This is a genomic window from Kaistia nematophila (assembly GCF_026343855.1).
Classification (GTDB): domain Bacteria; phylum Pseudomonadota; class Alphaproteobacteria; order Rhizobiales; family Kaistiaceae; genus Kaistia; species Kaistia nematophila.
On record NZ_JAPKNK010000009.1, the window covers coordinates 1 to 21,002 of the forward strand.

Here is a 21,002-nt window from a genome sequence, read left to right on the forward strand (position 1 = left end):
AAGGAAGGGTACGGTACCCCACTTGTTGATTTCGACTTTGAGGAGTGTCTCGCTATGACGAATTGGCCTGTCTACGGTCGCATCAACGGCCCCGTGGTCATCATCGGCTTCGGTTCGATCGGGCGAGGTTTCCTCCCGCTGATCAAGCGCCACTTCGCGCTGGACCAGCCGCAGATCACGGTCATCGAGCCGAGCAGTGAAAACGTCGGACTGATGGCCACCTATGGCGTGAAGCACGTCAAGGTCGCGCTGACGCGGGAAAACTACCGCGAGATCCTGACGCCGCTTCTCGGCGCGGGCGGCTTCTGCGTCAACCTCTCGGTCGACACCTCCTCGCTCGACATCATGAAGCTGGCCCGCGAGATCGGCAGCCTCTACATCGACACGGTGATCGAGCCGTGGCCGGGCTTCTATTACGACCACAAGGCCGATCCGGCCTCCCGCTCCAACTATGCGCTGCGCGAGGAACTGCTGGCCGAAAAGCGCGCCAGCCCGGGCGGCCCGACTGCGGTTTCCTGCTCGGGCGCCAATCCGGGCATGGTATCGTGGTTCGTCAAGCAGGCGCTGCTCGACGTGGCGCGCGACCTCAACATCGAGCATGACGAGCCGAAGACGCGGCGCGAATGGGCGGCGCTGATGCAGGCGACCGGCGTCAAGGGCATCCACATCGCCGAGCGCGACACCCAGCGCGCCCGCGTCGCCAAGCAGCTCGACACCTTCGTCAACACCTGGTCGGTCGAGGGCTTCATCTCGGAGGGCCTGCAGCCGGCCGAGCTCGGCTGGGGCACGCATGAGCGCTGGATCCCGGACCATGCCCGCACGCATGACACCGGCTCGGGCGCGGCGATCTTCCTGCTCGGCCCCGGCGCCGATACGCGCGTCCGTTCCTGGTGCCCGACGCCCGGTCCGCAGCTCGGCTTCCTCGTCACCCACAATGAGGCGATCTCGATCGCCGACCATTTCACGGTGCGCGAGGGCGGCGAGGTCGTCTACCGGCCGACCTGCCACTATGCCTATCACCCGTCGAACGACGCGGTGCTGTCGCTGCACGAGATGTTCGGCCGCGCCGGCCAGCGCCAGTCGAAGCAGCACATCCTCTCCGAGGAAGAGATCATCGCCGGTCGCGACGAACTCGGCGTGCTGCTCTATGGCCACGCCAAGAACGCCTACTGGTATGGCTCGCGGCTGACGATCGACGAGGCGCGCGAGAACGCGCCCTACCAGAACGCCACCGGCATGCAGGTGACGTCGGCGGTGGTCGCCGGCATGGTCTGGGCGCTCGAGCATCCGAACGCCGGCATCGTCGAGGCGGACGAGATGGACTATCATCTCTGCCTGCGCATCCAGCGGCCCTATCTCGGCACCGTCGAGGGCATCTACACCGACTGGACGCCGCTCACCGATCGGCCGGGCTTCTTCCCGGAGGATATCGACGAGAGCGATCCCTGGCAGTTCCGCAACGTGCTGGTCCACAACCTCGGCTGATCGCCGTTTCGCAACGTTGTCCACTATCGAGACCGGGCCACTGGCCCGGTCTTTTTTTGTGCGCTCGACGGAGCGGGGCGGGCGCGGCGTGCGGATCGCCCAGGAAATGGGCATGCGGCCGCCATGCCTCGACATGCGCCAGCGTCATGTCTTGACCGATTTGGCGCCCGCCTCCCGGCGCAATCGGCAGCCAGGTGCCGCAATCCGGCCATATCGCTTAATGGTGCGGCGCAATATGACACGAGAATTAATGCTGCTCTGCGTTGCGCGCATCGCTGGCATGAGCAATTTCGCAGTGCTCAATCCGGAAGCAGCAGCCTATATCAGCGTCAACAAGAACGGCGACAGAGAAATCCGGCGCCAGTTCGACAGAGATCACACCCTATCCCAAAAGGACGTCCGAAATGGCTATGAACATCCTCGCTTCCTACAAGACCTGGCGCAAGTTCCGCGAGACCTACAACGAGCTTTCCCGCCTGAACAACCGCGAGCTTGCTGACCTCGGCATTCACCGCGGCGAGATCGAGCGGGTCGCCAAGCAGGCTGTCGGCTACTAATACTTCCGACACCGAGCGATACTTCAGACTGCAAGGAATTCGCAGGGATCTTCCTCCCCTCCATGTCCCTGCGATCGGCGCCGAGCTGACCTCCTCCCCGGCAAGGCGCCACCCTTAAAACGCCCGTCGACCTCCTCCCCGACGGGCGTTTCCTATTTGACGCCATGCGTCAGACGCCGGCCGACGCGACCGAGTTCAGAGCCTTCTCCTTCGGCTCCCGGTCGCGCGCCGGCGTCATCTTTTTCGGCCTTCGCCTTTTGCCCTCGCGCGCATCCTTCGGGGCCTCCCGACTTCCGCCACCCGCCGATCGGCCAGATTGCTGATTGCGCCGAGACGAAAGCATCGCCCAGGGGTTGAGGGTGCGATCTTCCTGGGATCGACTGTCGATCTTCTTCCTTAGAATGATTTTGACTTGGCTTCCGTTACGTCGTAACCGCGTTCGGGGGGCCAGAGCCAAGAACGAGTCGGCCCCGTTTCGTCGGAGGGGTTCGACATGCCAAGAATAAGCCAGATGTTTATCGGCACGGCCGTGATCTATGTCATCGTCGGCATGATCGGCGGCATCATGATGGGCGCCAAGCAGGACTTCACGCTGGCCCCCGCGCACGCGCATCTCAATCTGATCGGCTGGGTGTCGCTCGCGCTGATGGGCTTCTACTACAACGCCAATCCCGCCAAGGCGGCGAGCCGGCTCGCCCTGATCCAGTTCTGGGTGTCGACGATCGGCCTGTGGATCATGATCCCGGGCCTCGTGCTGACGCTGAAGGGACTGCCTCCCGGCGAGAGAATCGTCATTCTCGGCTCGCTGATCACGCTGATCGGCATGGTGCTGTTCGCCGTGTCGATCTTCCGCCCGGTGCCGAGCACGCGCTGACGCGCAGGGTGCACTTCCTTAGCTCTCCCGAAGGGAGAGGTGAAGAAAGCCACGGACAAGCGCCTTGCCGGCCTCAGCCGGCGAGGTCGATCACGCCGGCTTCGCCGCCCTCGGTGCCGAAGGCGAGGCGGACGCCCTTCCGGTCCCAGGCGAGCGCGCTGACCGGGCCGCCCTCTGCCGGCTTGCGCAGGATCGCCTCGTCGCTGTCGGCGAAACGCACGGCCAGAACCATGCCGTCCTTGTAGCCGATCGCCACGACCTCTTCGGTGGGGTGGCAGGCGACGAAGGTGACGATCTGGTCGCGGGTGCCGAGTTGCAGCGGCTGCTTGCCCATCGGGCCGTCCTTGAAGTGGAACGGCCAGAGCACGGCCATTTCCGCGCCCGACGTCGCCAGGAAGCGGCCCTTGGCCGACCACGACATCGACTTCACCTTGCCGGGATAGCCGGACATGCGCATGTGGCCGCCGCCATCGGCGACGCGCCAGCCATGCAGCGAATTCTCCTGCATCGAGGTGATGACGTTCTTGCCGTCCGGCGAGAAGGTGACGCCGAGATGCGAGCCCTTCCATTCGAACTCGGTCGGCTTCGCCTCCGTGCCGATCCACCAGAGCGACACGCCGTTGTAGCGCGCCACGGCGAGGCGAAGCCCCTTCGGCGCAAAGGCGAGGCCGGCGGCGGTGCGCTCATGCTCGAGCACGCGCTCCTTGCCATTGGCGAAGCGGACGAAGACCTGGCGACCGCTCGCATAGGCGATGGCGCCGTCCGGGCCGCAGGCGACCTGGTCGATCCACTTCTTTGGCTGGACGGCGATTTCCTCGACATGGCCGCTGGCGTCGATCGCCATGACGCGGCCGTCATCGCCGGTGGTGATCAACCGCTCGCCATCCTGCGTGCGGGCGGCGGCGAGCAGGCCGCCGGAATGCACGCCGACCTTCTCGGCCGCGGGGCCGTCGACCCGCGCGACATGGCCGTCGCCGAGCGCAAAGACCGGCTCGTGACCGAGGAAATCGGCGGCGACGACATAGGCGCCGAGCGGGAAGGACTGGATGGTGGGCAAGAGACGGTTCCGGTCGATGTCGGTCGTGGTGTGGCGAGTGGTCATCCCGGCGGGCCGGGATGACGAAATGCTCGGGCCGGCGCGGAGTGCGCGCCGCCCCTCATGCCGGGCGTTCCGCCTCAGGCGGCGACGAGGCAGTCCTCGAAGCTCTTGCGAAGGGCTGCCTCATTCAGCTTGCGGCCGATGAAGACGAGGCGGCTCTCGCGCTTCTCGCCCTCGGCCCAGGGACGCTGGTGCGTGCCCTCGATGATCATGTGGACGCCCTGCACGACATAGCGGTCGGGGTCCTTGTCCATCGACAGGATGCCCTTCAGGCGAAGGATGTTCGGGCCTTCGGTCTGGGTGATTTCCTGGATCCAGGGGAAGAACTTGTTCGGATCGAGCGAGCCGCCGCGCAGCGAGACGCTGAAAACGGATTCGTCGTGGCGCGGATGATGGTGGTGATGATCGTGGTCATGATGATGGTGGTGATCATGGCCATGATGGTCGTGGTCGTGATGGTCGTGACCGCAGCCGCAATTCTCGTCATGGACGTGATCGTGGTCGTGATCCTCGCCCTCGAGGAATTCCGGGTCGAGAGTCAGGATGCGCTCGAGATCGAAGGCGCCGCGATCGAGCACCTTGGAGAGGTCGATGGCGCAGCGCTCGGTCCGGTAGATCGTCGCATGCGGATTGATGTCACGGATGCGGTGCTCGACGGCGGCCAGCTTCTCGGCGTCGACCAGGTCGGTCTTGTTGAGAAGGATCACGTCGGCGAAGGCGATCTGCTCCTCGGCCTCCGGCGCGTCGTCGAGCCGGGTCAGCAGGTTCATCGCGTCGGCGACGGTGACGACCGCGTCGAGGCGCGACTTGGCGCGCACGTCGTCATCCATGAAGAAGGTCTGCGCGACCGGCGCCGGATTGGCGAGGCCGGTGGTCTCGACCAGGATGCCGTCGAAGCCGCCGGGGCGTTTCATCAGGCCCTCGACGACGCGGATCAGGTCGCCGCGCACCGTGCAGCAGACGCAGCCATTGTTCATCTCGTAGATCTCTTCGTCGCTCTCGACGATGAGGTCGTTGTCGATGCCGATCTCGCCGAACTCGTTGACGACGACGGCGTATTTCTTGCCGTGGTTTTCCGAGAGGATGCGGTTCAGCAGCGTCGTCTTGCCGGCGCCGAGATAGCCGGTGAGCACGGTGACCGGGATCTGGGTTTCCGTCATGAAATGTCTCCGGCGCGGAACGTCAGCCCGCGCAAAAGGGGGAAGAGGTTGCCGCCTGATATAAGGGATGTCGGCGCCGATTGCGATGGGGTGGAACGGATGCGGTAAAACGAGGGCCCTCACCCCGGCCCTCTCCCGCGAGCGGGAGAGGGGGCGCTGACGATCGGCCGCGAGGTCGATGACGGGGGCCGTTGGGCCGGCGTGACCGACAGCGTTGAGACGGGGCGCCATGGGCTCCCTCTCCCGTACCCGGGAGAGGGTTGGGGTGAGGGCTTGTACCTCGTCGCCACCTATGAAGCGGCGGCGTCGCGTTCCACCGCCCAGCAGGCGACCTCCGTGTCGCCGTGGAAGCGCAGTTCCGGCCGGTCGACGCGGCATTTGTCGAAGGCAAGCGGGCAGCGCGGATGGAAGGCGCAGCCCTTGGGCGGGTTGAACGGGGATGGCAGCTCGCCCTTGAGGCGGATCCGCTCGCGCTGGCGTTCCGGATCGGCCATCGGCGTCGCCGAGAGCAGCGCCTGCGTATAGGGATGCAGCGGCTGCTCGAACAGCTTTTCCCGCGGCGCGCGTTCGACGACGCGGCCGAGATACATGACGAGGATCTCGTCGGCCATGTGCCGCACGACCGACAGGCCGTGGCTGATGAAGAGGTAGGACAGGCCGAGATTTTCCTGCAGCTCGACCAGAAGGTTGAGGACCTGCGCCTGCACGGAGACGTCGAGCGCGGAGACGGGCTCGTCGAGGACGAGAATCCTAGGCTTCAGCATCAGCGCGCGGGCGATCGCGATGCGCTGGCGCTGGCCGCCGGAGAACATGTGCGGATAGCGGTCGGCGTGTTCGGGACGCAGGCCGACCCGCTTCAGCATGTCGAGCACCGCCGTCTTGCGCTGGTAGGCGTTCATCTCCTTGCGGTTGATGATCAGCGGCTCGGCCAGCGCATCGAAGATCTTCTGGCGCGGATTGAGCGAGCCATAGGGGTTCTGGAAGACGATCTGCACCTCGGTGCGCAGCTTCCGCAGAGCCGCCTTGTCGGCGCCGACGATGTCCGTGTCGCCGATCACCAGCTGGCCGGCGCTCGGTTCCTCGATCATGGTGACGAGGCGGGCGAGGGTCGACTTGCCGCAGCCGGATTCGCCGACGACCGCCAGCGTCTTGCCGGCCTGAAGCGTGAAGCTCGCCTCGGCGAGCGCCCGGACGGTGGCGGCGGGCTTGAAGGCGCCGCGGGCGACCGAATAGTAGCGGGCCAGCTTGCTGGCCTCCAGGATGACGGGCGCGTTCATGCCGCGACCTCCCTGCCTTCGGGATGGGGATGGCCGATCGGGCGGCCATGCGTCAGCGGATAATGGCAGAGCGCGAAGCCCGCCATCGCGCCCTGGCGCGGCGGCGCCTTGGTGCGGCAGCGATCGGTGGCGAAGCGGCAGCGCGGCTCGAACAGGCAGGCCGGCGGCCGGTCGAACTGGCCGGGCACGACGCCGGGGATCGACGGCAGGTGCCTGCCGGTCGCGCGCTCCGGCAGCGCCGCGAGCAGCGCCGCCGTGTAGGGATGATGCGGATCGGAGAACAGCGGGCCGACGGGCTGCTCCTCGATCTTCTGCCCGGCATAATGGACGGAGACCCGCTCCGCCGTCTCGGCGACGACGCCCATGTCGTGGGTGATCAGCACGAGGCCGGTGTCGGTCTCGCGCTGCAGCGAGACGAGCAGCTCCAGGATCTGCGCCTGGATGGTGACGTCGAGCGCCGTCGTCGGCTCGTCGGCGATGATCAGCTTCGGCCGGCAGGCGAGCGCCATGGCGATCATCACGCGCTGGCTCATGCCGCCGGAAAGCTGATGCGGGAAGGCGGAAAGCCGGCGCTCGGGATCGGGAATGCCGACGGCGTTGAGGAGCTCGATCGAGCGCTGGCGGCGCTCGCTCTTCGACAGGCCGAGATGCACCTTCAGGCTCTCGCCGATCTGGTAGCCGACCGTGAAGCACGGATTGAGGCTCGACATCGGCTCCTGGAAGATCATCGCCATGTCCTTGCCGACCAGCCGGCGCCGCTCGCGCGGCGAAAGCGTCAGCAGGTCGCGGCCGTCGAAGGCGAGCGTCCTGGCGGTGACCGTGGCGGTCCAGGGCAGGAGCCCCATCACCGCCAGCATGGCGACGGACTTGCCGGAGCCCGATTCGCCGACGATCGCCAGGATCTCGCCGCGATCGACGGTGAGCGAGACGTTGTCGACGGCGCGGAACTGGCCGCCGGCGGTCTTGAAGTCGACGGAGAGGTCGGAAATTTCGAGAAGCGGCATGTCAGCTCCTCCGCATCTTCGGATCGAGCGCATCGCGCAGGCCGTCGCCGACGAGGTTGATGGCAAGCACGGTGATCAGGATGGCGAGGCCGGGTTCGGTGACGATCCAGGGCGCCGATTGCAGGAATTCGCGCGCCGAGGCGAGCATCGCGCCCCATTCGGGCGAGGGCGGCTGGGCGCCGAGGCCGAGGAAGCCGAGCGCCGCCGCCTCGAGGATGGCGTTCGAGATGGTCAGCGCCGCCTGCACGATGATCGGCGCCATGCAGTTGGGCAGCACGGTGCGGAACATGATGCGCAACGTGCCGGCGCCGCCGACGCGGGCCGCCGTCACATAGTCGCGCGTCTTTTCCTGCAGCGCCGACGCCCGCACCAGGCGGACGTAATAGGGCAGGTAGACGACGGTGATGGCGATGATCGTGTTGGTCAGGCTCGGGCCGATGATGGCGACGATGACGATGGCGAGCAGCAGGCTCGGCACCGACAGGATGACGTCCATCGCCCGCATGATAACGATTGAAGGCCAGCCGGGGGCGAACGCCGCGACGAGGCCGAGCACGATGCCGACCACCATCGAGGCCAGCACGACGGAAAGGCCGATGAACAGCGACAGCCTGGCGCCGAAGATGAGGCGCGAGAGCATGTCGCGGCCGATCTCGTCGGTGCCGAGCAGGAAGGCGCGGTTGCCGCCTTCGACCCAGGCGGGCGGTATGCGGGTGAACTCGCGGAACTGCTCGGTCGGCGAATAGGGCGCCAGGAAGTTGGCGAAGATGGCGACGAAGACGAGCAGGCCGAGGATGATCAACCCGACCAGCGCGGCGCGGTTCTCCGAGAAGTCGCGGAAGAAGCTGGCGAAGGGGCCGGGCGGCGCCTTCGGCGCGGCGAGGGCGGCGGTTTTCTCAGCGGGCATGGCGGATCCTCGGGTTGAGTACGCCGTAGAGAAGGTCGACGATGATGTTGATCACGATGACGATGCCGGAAACCAGCAGGATGCCGCCCTGCAGCACCGGATAGTCGCGGCGCTGGATCGATTCGATCAGCCAGGAGCCGATCCCGGGCCAGGAGAAGATGTATTCGGTCAGCACCGCGCCGGCCATCAGCGCGCCGACCTGCAGGCCGATCACGGTGACGACGGGGATCAGCGCGTTGCGGAGCGCATGCACGCCGACGACGCGGAACGGCGACAGTCCCTTGGCGCGGGCGGTGCGGACGTAATCTTCGCCGAGGATCTCGAGCATGGCCGATCGGGTCATGCGGGCGATGGTGGCGAGCGGGATGGTGCCGAGCACGATGGTCGGCAGGATCAGGTGCGACACGGCCGAGGCAAACGCGCCTTCCTCGCCGGACAGCCAGCTGTCGATCAGCATGAAGCCGGTGACGGGCTCGAAATAATAGAGCAGGTCGATGCGACCCGAGACGGGTGTCCAGCCGAGATCGACCGAGAAGAACAGGATCAGCAGCAGGCCCCACCAGAAGATCGGCATCGAGAAGCCGGTCAGCGCCGCGCCCATCAGCGTGTAGTCGACGAAGGAGCCGCGCCGCGTCGCCGCGATCACGCCGGCCGGAATGCCGAGCACGGTGGCGAAGATCATGGCGCAGATGGCGAGTTCCAGCGTCGCCGGGAACAGCGTCGTGAATTCGGTCAGGATCGGCGTCTGCGTCGAGATCGACGTACCGAAATCGCCATGCGCGATCTGCCAGAGATAGTCGAGGAACTGCTTCCAGACCGGCTGGTCGAGACCGAGCTCATGGCGGAAATAGGCGAGGCGTTCGGCCGAGATGCCGCGCTCGCCGGTACGGGCTTCGACCGGGTCGCCGGGCACGAGCCGGATGGCGACAAAGGTCAGGAAGGCGATGGCCAGGAAGGTCGGGATGACCAGGAGCACGCGCCGGACAATGAAACTGAACATGGTGTTTACCGCCTGGAAGGCGAGGCAGGGAGCCGTGTCACTGCCGTCATCCCCGCGCGAAGGCGGGGATTCATCCGGCCCCGCGCGGGGCCGGATGAATCCCGGGGCAAGCGATCGCCTCAGCCATCGCCTTGTCCCGGGACGACGGAGGTGTGGTGCGCCTCCGTCCTCGTCGTCGCTTGCTACTCGAGACCGACTTCCGCGAATTCGCGGCGGCCGAGCGGGCTGACCTTGTAATTCGTCACGTTCTTGCGGATCGGTTCGTAGACGACCGAATGCGCGATGTTGAAGACCGGCGCTTCTTCATGCGCGATCACCTGCATCTGCTCGTAGAGCTTGGCGCGCTCGGCGACGTCGAAGGTCGACTTGGCCTTCTGGAAGAGAGCCTCGAAGTCCTTGTTGCACCACTTGGACAGGTTCTGGCCGCCCGGACGGGCGCCCTCGCAGCCGAGCAGGAAGAAGAAGTTGTCGGGATCGCCGTTATCGCCGCTCCAGCCGAGCTGGCCCATCTGGTGCTCGCCGGCCTGCATGCGCTTGCGGTATTCGCCCCATTCGAACGAAACGAGATGGGTCTTGATGCCGACCTTCTCGAAATCGGCCTGCATCAGCTCCGCGACGCGCTTGGCGTTGGGGTTGTAGGGACGCGTGACGGGCATCCACCACAGGTCGCTCTCGAAGCCTTCCTGGACGCCGGCGGCCTTCAGCATTTCCTTGGCCTTGGCCGGGTCGTATTTGTAGGGCTCGATGGCGTCGTTGTAGCTCCAGATCGTCGGCGGAATGAAGTTCTTGGCCGCCTGGCCGGCGCCGCCATAGACGTCCTTGATGATCGTCGCCTGGTCGATCGCCATCGTCAGCGCCTGGCGCACTTCCTTCTTGTCGAAGGGCGGCTTGGTCACGTTGAAGGCGAGATAGGCGATGTTGAGGCCGGGCTGCGACAGCAGGTTGACGTTCGGGTCCTTGCCCATGGCGTCGAGGTCGGCCGGGTTCGGGCCGATCATCACCTGGCACTCGTTCTTCTGCAGCTTGGCCCAGCGCGCCGTCGGATCCTTGGTGATCGCGAAGACGAGGTCGTCGATCTTGGCCTTCGGGCCCCAGAAGTCCGGGAACGCCTTGAAGCGGATGACGGCGTCCTTCTGGTAGGCGACGAAGGTGAACGGGCCGGTGCCGATCGGCTGCTGGTCGACCGTCTCGGGCTTGCCCGCCTTCAGCATCTGGTCGGCATACTCGGCCGAATGGATGGTGGCGAAGTCCATGCCGAGATTGGCGAGGAAGGGTGCGTTCGGCTTGGTCAGCGTGAACTTGACCGTGTAGTCGTCGAGCTTGTCGATCGACTTCAGCAGCGTCGGCATCTCCATGTCGTTGAAGTAGTCATACGCGCCGCCCGACACCTTGTGGTAGGGATTGTCTTCCTTCCACATGCGATTGAACGAGAACAGCACGTCGTCGGCGTTGAAGTCGCGCGTCGGCTTGAAGATCTTCGACGAATGGAACTTCACGCCCTTGCGCAGATGGAAGGTGACTTCCATGCCGTCGGGCGACACTTCCCAGCTCTCGGCGAGGCCGGGGCGGATCTTCGTGGTGCCCGGCTCGAACTCGACGAGCTGGTTGAACACCGGCCGGGCGGCGTCGAAGGACGTGCCGGTGGTGTTGACCTGCGGATTGAAATTCTCGGGGCTGCCTTCCGAGCAATAGACCAGCGTCTTGGCTTCCGCCATCGAAGCGATGCCGGTGACAAGCATGGTTGCCGCCAACAGGCGGGCAAATTTCTTCATTCCTCAACTCCCCTGGCACGCGCCATCCAAAGCGCTTTCAGCCCGCCCTGCAGTCGGGTTCCTTTTGCTGGAACCTCGGTTTGGCGGGAAAGCCCCAATCCAGCCGAGGCGCGTCACTATTGCAAGAGGGATTTTTTGCCGGATGATCAAGGACCGAGCGCGCCGCGCACCTTGGCGACGATCGCGGCCGAGGAGCGCAGGTGCGATTCGAGCGTCAGGTCGGCGATCCTCGGCGTCAGGATCAGGTTGGGGACGGCGGCGAAGATCGACCCGGCCTCGCTGTTGAGCGGCTCGATCTCGAAGCCGTCGAAGGCGGCGCCGCGCAGGCGGCCGATGGCGAGCATGTTGGCGACGGCCGCCTCGTCGACGACGCCGCCGCCGCCGACCGCTATCACCACCGCGCCCGATTTCATCCGCGCCAGTGCGGCTGTGCCGATCCGGCCGACGAATTCCGGCCGCGCCGGCAGATGCACGCTGACGACGTCGGAATCGCCGAGCAGGTCCTCGAAATCGACCCGCTCGACCTCGTTCCAGACCGGGTGCGCCGGCTTCAGGAACGGATCCCAGCTGATGACGCGCATGCCGAGCGCGCGGGCGCGGAGCGCGGCGGCGCGGGCGCCGAAATCGAGCCCGACCAGGCCGAGCGTCCGGCCGCCGATCTCGCGGCCGACGAGATGGCCGCGCGGCCACTTGCCCTGCATCACGTCGCGGGTGGCGAAGAAGGCGCCGCGCGTCAGCATCATCGCGCTGGCGACGACATATTCGCCGATGGCGTCGGCGATCATGTCGGGCGCGCGGACGATGGCGACGCCGCGCGCCTCGCAGGAAAGCATGTCGATATTGTCGGAGACGGGGCCGACCTGGCCGATGACGCGCAGGTGCAGCGCCTTGGCGATCAGCGGCACGTCGACCACCGTGCGGTCGCGGATGATCAGCGCGCGCGCCTGGCGCACCAGCCGCGACAGGCCCGTCAGGTCGCTGCCGAGCGTCGGCTCATAATGAACCTCGAAGTCGCGGGAGAGATCCGCGACCGCGTTCTTGTGGATGAATTCGGAAATGACAATGTCGACCACGCCCGCCCCCGGGACAAACGCTGGGGCCGATGCCGTCGCGCTGCGACTTCATGCTAGCAACAGACACGGGACATTCCCAAGCGTTTTCCCGAGTGTTTTCGGTCGAATTTCGTCGTGTCAGGCAGGCGCCTTCCAGAGCCGGCCGAGGTCGAAACGCGCCATTTCCTCGAGCAGCTCGACGAAGGCCGCCGCCTGGTAGTCGACCATCTGCCGGCCGCGATCTGCGGTTGCCCGCGTGGCGTTGCCGACCGCGCCCTTCGGGTTCAGATCCTGCGCCTTCCAGGCGGCGCGCGCCGGCGCGCCGTGGAAACGCAGGCGCTTGAATTCCTTCAGCAGGTCGAGCTGGGTCGAGCGGAAATCCTCGGCCTTCGACATGTCGACGAGGTCGGGGCGGAAGTGCAGCATGATCGAGGTTTCAACGTCGCCGCCATGGATGCCGTAGAGATATTCCTCCTCGGGCACCATGCCTTCCGGCTCGCCGACATTGGTCCAGCCGGTCGAGACGACCAGCATCTCGTACTTGATGCGCAATTCGCGGGCGAGGATATCGGCAACCGGGACATTGCCGCCATGCGAGGTGACGATGACGAGCTTGCGGACGCCGGCGCGGGCGATGCTGTCGCCGATCTCCATCCACATGCGGATGGCGGTTTCCCACGTGAAGGTGAGCGTGCCGGGCGAGGAGATGTGCTCGTTCGACTTGCCGATCGACTGCAGCGGCAGGAAGGTCGCCGGCAGGCCGTCGGGCAGCATCTCGACGACGCGCTTCACCATGCCTTCGCCGATGCAGGCATCGGTGAAGACGGGCAGATGCGGGCCGTGCTGCTCGATGGCGCAGACCGGCAGGACCGCGATCCAGTCCTTTTCACCGCCCTGGAAAGCCGGGGCCTGCATCTCGTGCCAATAGGGGCGGGGAAGGGTCATTCCGATGGTCTCTCTCAAGGATCGTTTCGCGGCGGCGTCGAGCCGTGCGCTGCGGTTAGGATCGGGGACGGGCCGGGTGGCCGTCGGCAGGGATGCTTGCTGTCATAGCGCTTCCAAGAAGGCGCGCGAAGCCTGATGATGCTCGTGGCGCAGCCTTGCGACATCGACGCCGACCGGCGCGCCGTCCTCGACCCGCCATTCGCCCTTGACCATGACGCGGTCGGCGGCATGCGCGCCGCAGAGCACGAGCGCGGCGATCGGGTCGCCGGCGCCGGAGAAGCGCAATTCGTCCAAGGACCAGAACGCCATGTCGGCCTGCCTGCCGACCGCGATCGCACCGATATCGTCGCGGCCGAGGCAGCGGGCCGAGCCGGCCATGCCCCAGCGCAACGCATCGAGATGGGTGACGCTGGCGGCGTCATATTTGAGCCGGCCGATCATCAGCGCGTGGCGAACGGCCTCCATCAGGTTGGAATTGTCGTTGGACGCGCCGCCATCGACGCCGAGGCCCACCGCCACGCCGGCCGCTTCCAGTTCCTTGGTCCGGCACATGCCGGAGGCGAGCACCATGTTGGAGGTTGGGCAATGGCAGACGCCGACGCCGTGGCGGCCGAGCTTGGCGATCTCCGCATCGTCGAAATAGATGCCATGCGCCAGCCAGGTGCGGTTGGAGAGCCAGCCGCAATCCTCGAGATAGTCCACCGCCGTCATGCCGTGCTTGTCGCGGGCGAAGTCGGCCTCCTGCTTCGTCTCGACGAGGTGGGTATGCAGGCGGCAATCGTGCTTTTCGGCAAGCGCCGCCGTCTCGCGCATCAGCCGCTTGGTGACGTCGAACGGCGCGTTGGGGGCGAGCGCGACGCGGGTCATCGCCCCGTCGGAAAGGTCGTGGTAGCGGCCGATGATGCGCTCGCAATCGGCGAGGATGACGTCGTCGTCCTGGATGGCGCCGCCGGGGGCGAGCGCCTGGCTGTCCTCGGCGCCGGAGAGATCGAGCGCGCCGCGCGTCAGCGTCATGCGCAGGCCGATCCGCGCTGCCTCCTCCGCCTCGATGTCCATCGCGTCCTCGAGGCCGCGGGGAAAGAGATAGTGGTGGTCGGAGGCGCAGGTGCAGCCCGACATCAGCAGTTCGGTCATGGACAGGCGGGCGGCGAGGCGGAAATTCTCCGCGTTCACGTATTTCGTCCAATAGGGATAGATCGAGGCGATCCACGGCCAGAGCGACTTGTTGATCGCCGCTGGATGCGCCCGCGTCATCGTCTGGAAGAAGTGGTGATGCGTGTTGACGAGGCCCGGCGTGACGACATGGCGCGAGGCGTCGAAGATCTTCTGCACGGGATGGACGGGCTCGGCGCCGCGGCCGACGCCTTCGACGATCCGGCCGCCTTCCACCACGACGCCGCGCTCGGCGCCTTCGGCGAGGATGGCGATGGGGTCGCGGATCCAGATGCGTTCGGTCATGGCGGACTGCCTATCCCTTTCCCGCCAGGCGGGAGAGGGTGGGGTTGAGCTCGATGCCACCTATAGCGACTCCAAGAACGCCTTCGCCGCCTCGCCATGCTCGTAGCGAAGTTTCGCGAGGTCCATGCCGACGGGCACGCCGTCCTCGACGCGCCAGTCGCCCTTCACCATCACGCGGTCGGCCTTGTAGGCGCCGCAGAGCACGAGGGCGGCGAGCGGGTCGCCGGCGCCGGAGAAGCGCAGTTCGTCGAGCGTGTAGAGCGCCATGTCGGCCTGCTTGCCGACGGCGATCGCACCGATGTCGTCGCGGCCGAGGCAGCGCGCCGACCCTTCCGTCGCCCAGCGGAACGCGTCGAAATGGGTGACGCTCTCGGCATTGTAGGTGAGGCGGTTGATCATCAGGGCGTGGCGCACGCCCTCCATCAGGTTGGAGTTGTCGTTCGAGGCCGAGCCGTCGACCCCGAGGCCGACCGGCGATCCCGCCGCTTCCAGTTCCTTGGTGCGGCACTGGCCGGAGGCGAGCACCATGTTCGAGGTCGGGCAATGCGAGACGCCGACGCCGTGGCGGCCGAGCCGCATCACCTCCTCGTCGTTGAAATGGATGCCATGCGCCAGCCAGACCCGGTCGTTGAGCCAGCCGCACTCCTCGAGATAATCGACCGGCCGGTAGCCGAAATGCTCCATGCAGTAGTCGTTCTCGTCGCGGGTTTCGCCGAGATGGGTATGCAGCCGGCAGCCGCAGCGCTCGGCCAAGGCCGCCGTCTCGACCATCAGCCGCTTGGTGACGTTGAAGGGCGCGCAGGGGGCGAGCGCCACCTGCAGCATCGCGCCCTCGGAGCGGTCGTGGTAGCGGCCGATCACCCGCTCGCAATCGGCGAGGATGACGTCGGTATCCTGCACGGCGCCCTGGTCGGCATTGCCGCCTTCCTCGGTCGTGAGGTTGAGCGCGCCGCGCGTCAGCGTCATGCGGACGCCGAGCTTGCCGGCTTCCTCCGCCTGGATGTCCATGGCGGCGTCGAGGCCGGGCGGGAAGAGATACTGGTGGTCCGAGGCGGTGGTGCAGCCGGAGATCAGGAGTTCGGTCAGGGCGAGGCGGGTGGCGAGGCGCAGATTGTCGGGATTGACGTTTTTCGCCCAGATCGGGAACAGCGCCTGCAGCCAGGGGAAGAGTTCCTTGTTGATCGCCGCCGGATGGGCGCGCGTCAGCGTCTGGAACATGTGGTGATGCGTGTTGACGAGGCCGGGCGTCACGACATGGCGCGAGGCGTCGAACACCTTGTGGACCGGGTGGCTCGGCTCGGCGCCCTTGCCTACCAGCTCGGTGATCCGGCCGTCCTCGACGACGACGCCGCGCTCGGCCCCTTCGGCCAGCACGGCGATCGGATCCTTCAGCCAGGTTCTTTCGCTCGTCGTCATGTCGCTCCCCGTCCTGTCGCGCGCCGTCCGGCGCAGGCTGTCGGCTGCGAGGCTCGCAAGATGCGCGCCAGCGCGCCCGGCCTTCAGTCCGCCTTGGCGGCCACGGCCTCGATCTCGACCAGGAATTCCGGCCGGGTGAAGCCGGTGACGATGTAGAGCGTCGAGGCCGGCAGCGGCTCGCTGACGAAACGGTCGCGCACGTTCATGTAGCGGCGCATGTCCTCGCGCCGGGTGACGAAGGCGTTGAGGCGGACGATGTCGGAGAGTTCCATGCCGCCGGCGGCGAGGATCGCGCGGATGTTCTCGAAGCAGATCTCGGCCTGCTCCTCGACGCTGTCGGGAACGCTGTCGTCGGCGCGGACCCCGAGCTGGCCGGAAGTGTAGATGAAGCGGCTGCCGGCCGGCGCCTCGACACCATGGCTGTAGCGGCCGAAGGGCGGGCGGATGTCCTTGGGGGAGAGCGGCTGGTTCACCGTGCGAAGCTCCGGGGCTGGAATGAGATCCCGGAGGGTAGGGGGCGGATGGCGGCACTGGCAAGGCCGGGCGGTCGCGCCGCGCGCCTGTCAGCGGGCGCGTTTTGCCGGGAATGCTCAATTTCCTGGCCGCTGCCGCTATCTTGAGCAGGGTTCGTCGCATAATATGGCGCCACTTCCCGAAATCGGGGCGGATGGCTAGGCGGCGGGCGGATGGTGGCGCTTCGCAGGGCGCCTTGGCATATGTCTTGCGAATGGGAAGCTCGATTTCAGGCCAGGGAGGCCGCGAACCGAGGCAATGCGGTTCGGGAGAAACGCGTTTTGGCGACCGCGGGGGCTGTCGCGACAAGGAAAGGCGGAGTGTTTATGACTTCCATCCGGACGAAGTTCATCGGCTTGGCGGCCGGCGCGGCGGCAGTGGCCTTTTCCGGCCAGGCCTTCGCGCTCGACGAGGTCTCCTTCGGCACCAACTGGCTGGCGCAGGCCGAGCATGGCGGCTTCTACCAGGCCGTCGCTGACGGCACCTACGAGAAGCACGGCCTCAAGGTGACGATCGTGCAGGGCGGCCCGCAGGCGGCCAACCGCCAGCTGATGCTGGCCGGCAAGACCAACTTCAACATGGCCGGCAACCTGGTCGAGACCTTCGCGGCCGCCGACGAGGGCATTCCGCTGGTCGAGGTCGCGGCGATCTTCCAGAAGGAGCCGCAGGTCATCATCGCCCACCCGCAGGTGGAGAAGTTCGAGGACCTCGCCAAGCTCGACACGCTGCTGCTGTCGAAGGACGGCTATGCCTCCTATTTCCAGTGGATGAAGTCGGCCTTCCCGGGCTTCCGCGACGAGCAGTTCAAGCCCTACACCTTCAATCCGGCGCCGTTCCTGGCCGATCCGAACTCGGCCCAGCAGGGCTACATCACCTCCGAGCCGTTCGAGATCGCCAAGCAGGCCGATTTCAAGCCGAAGCTGTTCCTGCTCGCCGATCAGGGCTTCAGCACCTATTCGACGCTGATCGAAGCCACGCAGGAATATGCCGAGGCGAACCCGGATATCGTCCAGCGCTTCGTCGATGCCTCGATCGAGGGCTGGTACAACTATCTCTACGGCGACAACTCGGCCGCCAACGCCCTGATCAAGAAGGACAATCCGGAGATCACGGACGAGCAGATCGCCTATTCGGTCCAGACCATGAAGGATTACGGCCTGGTCGATTCCGGCGACACGCTGGAGAAGGGCATCGGCTGCATCACCGATGCGCGCGTGCATGATTTCTACGACAAGATGGTCAAGGCGGGCGTCACCAAGGCCGGTCTGGACCTGTCGAAGGTCTACACCACCAAGTTCGTCTGCAAGGGCGTCGGCAAGGACCTGAAGAAGTAAGATCGCGAAAAGGGAGCCGCGCGGCTCCCGGCATTGCCGGGCTCGTCCCGGCAATGCCATTTCCACTTGCCGGCCGCGGCTGATAGGGCCGGGCCGGGATCGTGGCATGCCAGGCCACGCAGTTGAGGAAACGGAATACTTGTCTCTCGCAACCAGCAGCCCGCCTTCCGCTGAGTCCGGACGGCCCATCGTGCGTCTCGAGCATGTCTCGAAGACGTTCTCGAACGGCACCATCGCGCTGAAGGACATGTCGCTGTCGATCCGCGCCGGCGAGTTCATCAGCCTGCTCGGTCCGTCGGGCTGCGGCAAGTCGACCGCGCTCAGGATGCTGGCCGGGCTCGGCGAGCCTTCCTCCGGCAGCATCGTCTGGCCCGACGGCTCGCATGTCGCGGGCGACAAGAAGGGCGGCGACATCGGCTTTGTGTTCCAGGAGCCGACGCTGATGCCCTGGGCGACCGTGTTCAAGAATGTCTGGCTGCCGCTGCGGCTGAAGGGCATCTCGCAGGCCGAGGCGCGGCCGCGCATCATGGAAGCGCTGGAGATGGTCGGCCTCGACAAGTTCGCCGATTCCTACCCGCGCGAGCTTTCCGGCGGCATGAAGATGCGCGTCTCCATCGCCCGCGCGCTGGTGACCCGGCCGCGCATCCTGCTGATGGACGAGCCCTTCGCGGCGCTCGACGAGATCACCCGCCAGAAGCTCAATGACGACCTGCTGCGGCTCTGGGAACAGTTCGGCTGGACCATCGTCTTCGTCACCCACTCGGTTTTCGAATCCGTTTACCTGTCGAGCCGGATCGTCGTCATGGCCGCCCGTCCGGGCCGCGTGATCGACGAGATCGAGGTCGATGCGCCGCATCCGCGCGGCATCGGCTTCCGCACCTCGCAGGCCTATGGCGACTATTGCCGCCGCGCTTCGGAATCCCTTCTTTCCGCTATCGGAGCGGCTGACCACCTATGACCAGCATCGATCACGGCCCCGCGGCGGGCGAGACAGCCGCGCCGGCGGCGCACCAGGACGCCGCGCCCGTTCCCGCGCCGGCGATGCCGGTCAGCGAGCGCGTCCTGCGCGTGCTCATCCCGCTCGTCATGCTCGCCATGCTGATCGGCCTCTGGGCCTGGTATGTCGCCGCCTACAATATCCCGAAATACATCCTGCCCGGCCCGAACCTGGTGGCGCAGTCGCTCGTCAACGACTGGCCGATCCTCGGCATGGCGCTGCTGGTGACGCTGAAGATCACATTCGCCGCGCTCGCGATCGCGCTGGTCGGCGGCGTGGCGCTCGCGATCCTGCTCACTCAGTCGAAATGGATCGAGCTGGCGCTGTCGCCCTACATGGTCATCCTGCAGGTGACGCCGGTCGTCGCCATCGCGCCGCTGATCCTGATCTATGCGCCGTCGACGCAGGCGGCGCTGCTGATCTGCGCCTGGATCGTCGCCTTCTTCCCGGTCCTGTCGAACACGACGCAGGGCCTGAAGAGCACCGACCACAACCTGCTGAACCTGTTCGAGCTCTACGGCGCCAGCCGCTGGCAGACGATGATCCACCTGAAGCTGCCGGCGGCGCTGCCCTATTTCCTCGCCGGCCTCCGGATCGCCGGCGGCCTCGCCCTGATCGCCGCCGTGGTCGCGGAGTTCGCGGCCGGCTCGGCCGGTGCAGGTTCCGGCCTCGCCTTCCGCCTGCTTGAATCGCAGTATCGCCTCAACATTCCCCGCCTGTTCGCCGCCCTCATCCTGCTGTGCGCGACCGGTGTCGTGATCTATGGCGCCACCAGCCTGATCTCGCACCTGCTGCTGCGTCGCTGGCACGAGAGCGCGATCCGACGGGAGAACTGAGATGGCGAAAGGCTTCGTCGCGATCCCGGAGGCGGATCGCTATGTGCTCGCCAACGCGACCTTGCCGGCGGTCACGGTCGACGGGTTCGACGGACAGGACGTCGGCGAGGGCCTGATGCGGGCCGACATCGTCGTCGCCGGCGGCAAGATCGAGGCGCTCAAGCCGGCAGGCAGCGTCATCGATGCGCCCGTCGTCGACCTGGACAAGGGCCAGGTCTGGCCCTGTTTCGTCGACATGCACACGCATCTCGACAAGGGGCATATCTGGGCGCGCCGCGAAAACCCCTCGGGCAGCTTCGCCGACGCACTAGCTGCCGTCGATGCCGACCGCGACGCCAACTGGACCACGGCCGATGTGCGGGCGCGGATGGAGTTCTCGCTCCGCTCCGCCTATGCCCATGGCACCAGGCTGATCCGCACCCATATCGACTGCGTGCCGCCGCAGTTCCCGGCCTCGTGGCCGGCCTTTGCCGAGGCGCGCGATGCCTGGGCCGGCCGCGTCGACCTGCAGGCCGTGGCGCTGTCGCCGATCGACCTGTTTCTCGACGCGACGGTGCGGGCGCGCCTGACCGACACGCTGCGGACCTATGGCGGCGTGCTCGGCGGCTTCACCTATATGAGCCCCGGGCTAGAGGCCGGGCTCGACCACCTCTTCGCCATGGCGTCGGAGAATGGCTTCGACATCGACCTGCATGTCGACGAGACCGCCGATCCGAACGCCCGCTCGCTGAAGGCGATCGCGGAAGCCGCGATCCGCACCGACTATCAGGGCCAGGTCACGGTCGGCCATTGCTGCTCGCTCGCCCGCCAGGACGAGGACGAAGCCGACCGCACGCTGGATCTCGTCGCCGAGGCGGGCCTCGCCGTCGTCTCGCTGCCGATGTGCAATCTCTACCTGCAGGATCGCCACCCCGGCCGCACGCCGCGCTGGCGCGGCGTGACGCTGCTGAACGAGATGGAGGAGCGCGGCATCCGCGTCGCCGTCGCCTCGGACAACACGCGCGATCCGTTCTACGCCTATGGCGACCTCGACGCCGTCGAGGTGTTCCGCGAGGCCGTGCGCATCCTGCATCTCGACCATCCGCTCGATGGCGCCGCCCGCGTCGTCACCACCAATCCGGCGGCGGTCCTGCGCCGCCCCGACGTCGGCCGCATCCGCGCCGGCGATCCGGCCGACCTGGTGCTGTTCCGCGCCAGGACCTGGTCGGAATTCCTGTCGCGGCCGCAATCCGATCGCACCGTTTTGCGCTATGGCAATGCGATCGACCGGACCTTGCCCGATTATCGCGAACTCGATTCCCTGTTTGGAAACTGAT

19 protein-coding genes are annotated in these 21,002 nt (G+C 66.5%); 7 read left to right on the forward strand and 12 right to left on the reverse strand.

Features of this window, described 5'->3' with window-relative positions; genetic code table 11:
• The first annotated feature begins 54 nt into the window (after positions 1-54).
• The 3 genes from OSH07_RS18440 (at position 55) to OSH07_RS18450 (ending at position 2,916) form a co-directional block, all read left to right on the forward strand.
• Entirely contained in the window at positions 55-1,485 is a 1,431-nt protein-coding gene (locus tag OSH07_RS18440; protein WP_266340157.1) for a homospermidine synthase, read from the forward strand.
• A gap of 404 nt (positions 1,486-1,889) precedes the next feature.
• Positions 1,890-2,042 (forward strand): DUF1127 domain-containing protein, encoded by a 153-nt coding sequence (locus OSH07_RS18445; RefSeq protein WP_336802369.1) that lies wholly within the window; start codon positions 1,890-1,892, stop codon positions 2,040-2,042.
• 511 nt (positions 2,043-2,553) lie between these two features.
• The gene (locus OSH07_RS18450) at positions 2,554-2,916 is read left to right on the forward strand and encodes a heme-copper oxidase family protein (protein WP_266340158.1); all 363 of its coding nucleotides are present in this window, start codon (positions 2,554-2,556) and stop codon (positions 2,914-2,916) included.
• A gap of 73 nt (positions 2,917-2,989) precedes the next feature.
• Here the strand turns inward: OSH07_RS18450 and OSH07_RS18455 are convergent, their stop codons facing one another.
• The 12 genes from OSH07_RS18455 to OSH07_RS18510 form a co-directional block, all read right to left on the reverse strand.
• A complete protein-coding gene (locus OSH07_RS18455) occupies positions 2,990-3,973 on the reverse strand; it encodes a WD40 repeat domain-containing protein (RefSeq protein WP_266340336.1) in 984 nt (327 codons plus the stop codon).
• 119 nt (positions 3,974-4,092) lie between these two features.
• Positions 4,093-5,175 (reverse strand): CobW family GTP-binding protein, encoded by a 1,083-nt coding sequence (locus tag OSH07_RS18460; RefSeq protein WP_266340159.1) that lies wholly within the window; start codon positions 5,173-5,175, stop codon positions 4,093-4,095.
• 290 nt (positions 5,176-5,465) lie between these two features.
• Entirely contained in the window at positions 5,466-6,452 is a 987-nt protein-coding gene (locus OSH07_RS18465; protein WP_266340160.1) for a dipeptide ABC transporter ATP-binding protein, read from the reverse strand.
• The gene (locus OSH07_RS18470) at positions 6,449-7,456 is read right to left on the reverse strand and encodes an ABC transporter ATP-binding protein (protein ID WP_266340161.1); all 1,008 of its coding nucleotides are present in this window, start codon (positions 7,454-7,456) and stop codon (positions 6,449-6,451) included. The genes OSH07_RS18465 and OSH07_RS18470 overlap by 4 nt, the downstream gene beginning before the upstream one ends.
• 1 nt (position 7,457) lies before the next feature.
• Entirely contained in the window at positions 7,458-8,363 is a 906-nt protein-coding gene (locus tag OSH07_RS18475; protein WP_266340162.1) for an ABC transporter permease subunit, read from the reverse strand.
• Complete coding sequence (locus OSH07_RS18480; protein ID WP_266340163.1) at positions 8,353-9,363, reverse strand: ABC transporter permease subunit; 1,011 nt, start codon at positions 9,361-9,363, stop codon at positions 8,353-8,355. The genes OSH07_RS18475 and OSH07_RS18480 overlap by 11 nt, the downstream gene beginning before the upstream one ends.
• Positions 9,364-9,545: 182 nt before the next feature.
• Positions 9,546-11,135, reverse strand: a complete 1,590-nt coding sequence (locus OSH07_RS18485; protein WP_266340164.1) for an ABC transporter substrate-binding protein — start codon at positions 11,133-11,135, stop codon at positions 9,546-9,548.
• Positions 11,136-11,281: 146 nt separating this feature from the next.
• Positions 11,282-12,208 (reverse strand): NAD(P)-dependent oxidoreductase, encoded by a 927-nt coding sequence (locus OSH07_RS18490; RefSeq protein ID WP_266340165.1) that lies wholly within the window; start codon positions 12,206-12,208, stop codon positions 11,282-11,284.
• Between the two features lie 117 nt (positions 12,209-12,325).
• Complete coding sequence (locus tag OSH07_RS18495) at positions 12,326-13,132, reverse strand: creatininase family protein (RefSeq protein ID WP_266340166.1); 807 nt, start codon at positions 13,130-13,132, stop codon at positions 12,326-12,328.
• A 102-nt stretch (positions 13,133-13,234) separates the two neighbouring features.
• The gene (locus OSH07_RS18500) at positions 13,235-14,590 is read right to left on the reverse strand and encodes an 8-oxoguanine deaminase (RefSeq protein ID WP_266340167.1); all 1,356 of its coding nucleotides are present in this window, start codon (positions 14,588-14,590) and stop codon (positions 13,235-13,237) included.
• Positions 14,591-14,650: 60 nt separating this feature from the next.
• Positions 14,651-16,006 (reverse strand): 8-oxoguanine deaminase, encoded by a 1,356-nt coding sequence (locus OSH07_RS18505; RefSeq protein ID WP_266340168.1) that lies wholly within the window; start codon positions 16,004-16,006, stop codon positions 14,651-14,653.
• Positions 16,007-16,089: 83 nt separating this feature from the next.
• Positions 16,090-16,479 carry a RidA family protein gene (locus tag OSH07_RS18510; protein WP_266340169.1) on the reverse strand — a complete coding sequence of 130 codons (390 nt, stop codon included), beginning with the start codon at positions 16,477-16,479 and terminating at the stop codon, positions 16,090-16,092.
• 366 nt (positions 16,480-16,845) lie between these two features.
• On the opposite strand from OSH07_RS18510, the gene OSH07_RS18515 reads away from it, so the two are divergent.
• The 4 genes from OSH07_RS18515 (at position 16,846) to OSH07_RS18530 (ending at position 21,001) form a co-directional block, all read left to right on the forward strand.
• On the forward strand, positions 16,846-17,853 hold the full coding sequence (locus OSH07_RS18515) for an ABC transporter substrate-binding protein (protein WP_266340337.1): 1,008 nt from the start codon (positions 16,846-16,848) through the stop codon (positions 17,851-17,853).
• 139 nt (positions 17,854-17,992) lie between these two features.
• A complete protein-coding gene (locus OSH07_RS18520) occupies positions 17,993-18,811 on the forward strand; it encodes an ABC transporter ATP-binding protein (RefSeq protein ID WP_266340170.1) in 819 nt (272 codons plus the stop codon).
• Complete coding sequence (locus OSH07_RS18525) at positions 18,808-19,686, forward strand: ABC transporter permease (protein WP_420909656.1); 879 nt, start codon at positions 18,808-18,810, stop codon at positions 19,684-19,686. The genes OSH07_RS18520 and OSH07_RS18525 overlap by 4 nt, the downstream gene beginning before the upstream one ends.
• Position 19,687: 1 nt before the next feature.
• Positions 19,688-21,001 (forward strand): cytosine deaminase, encoded by a 1,314-nt coding sequence (locus tag OSH07_RS18530; protein WP_266340171.1) that lies wholly within the window; start codon positions 19,688-19,690, stop codon positions 20,999-21,001.
• Position 21,002: the final 1 nt, after the last annotated feature.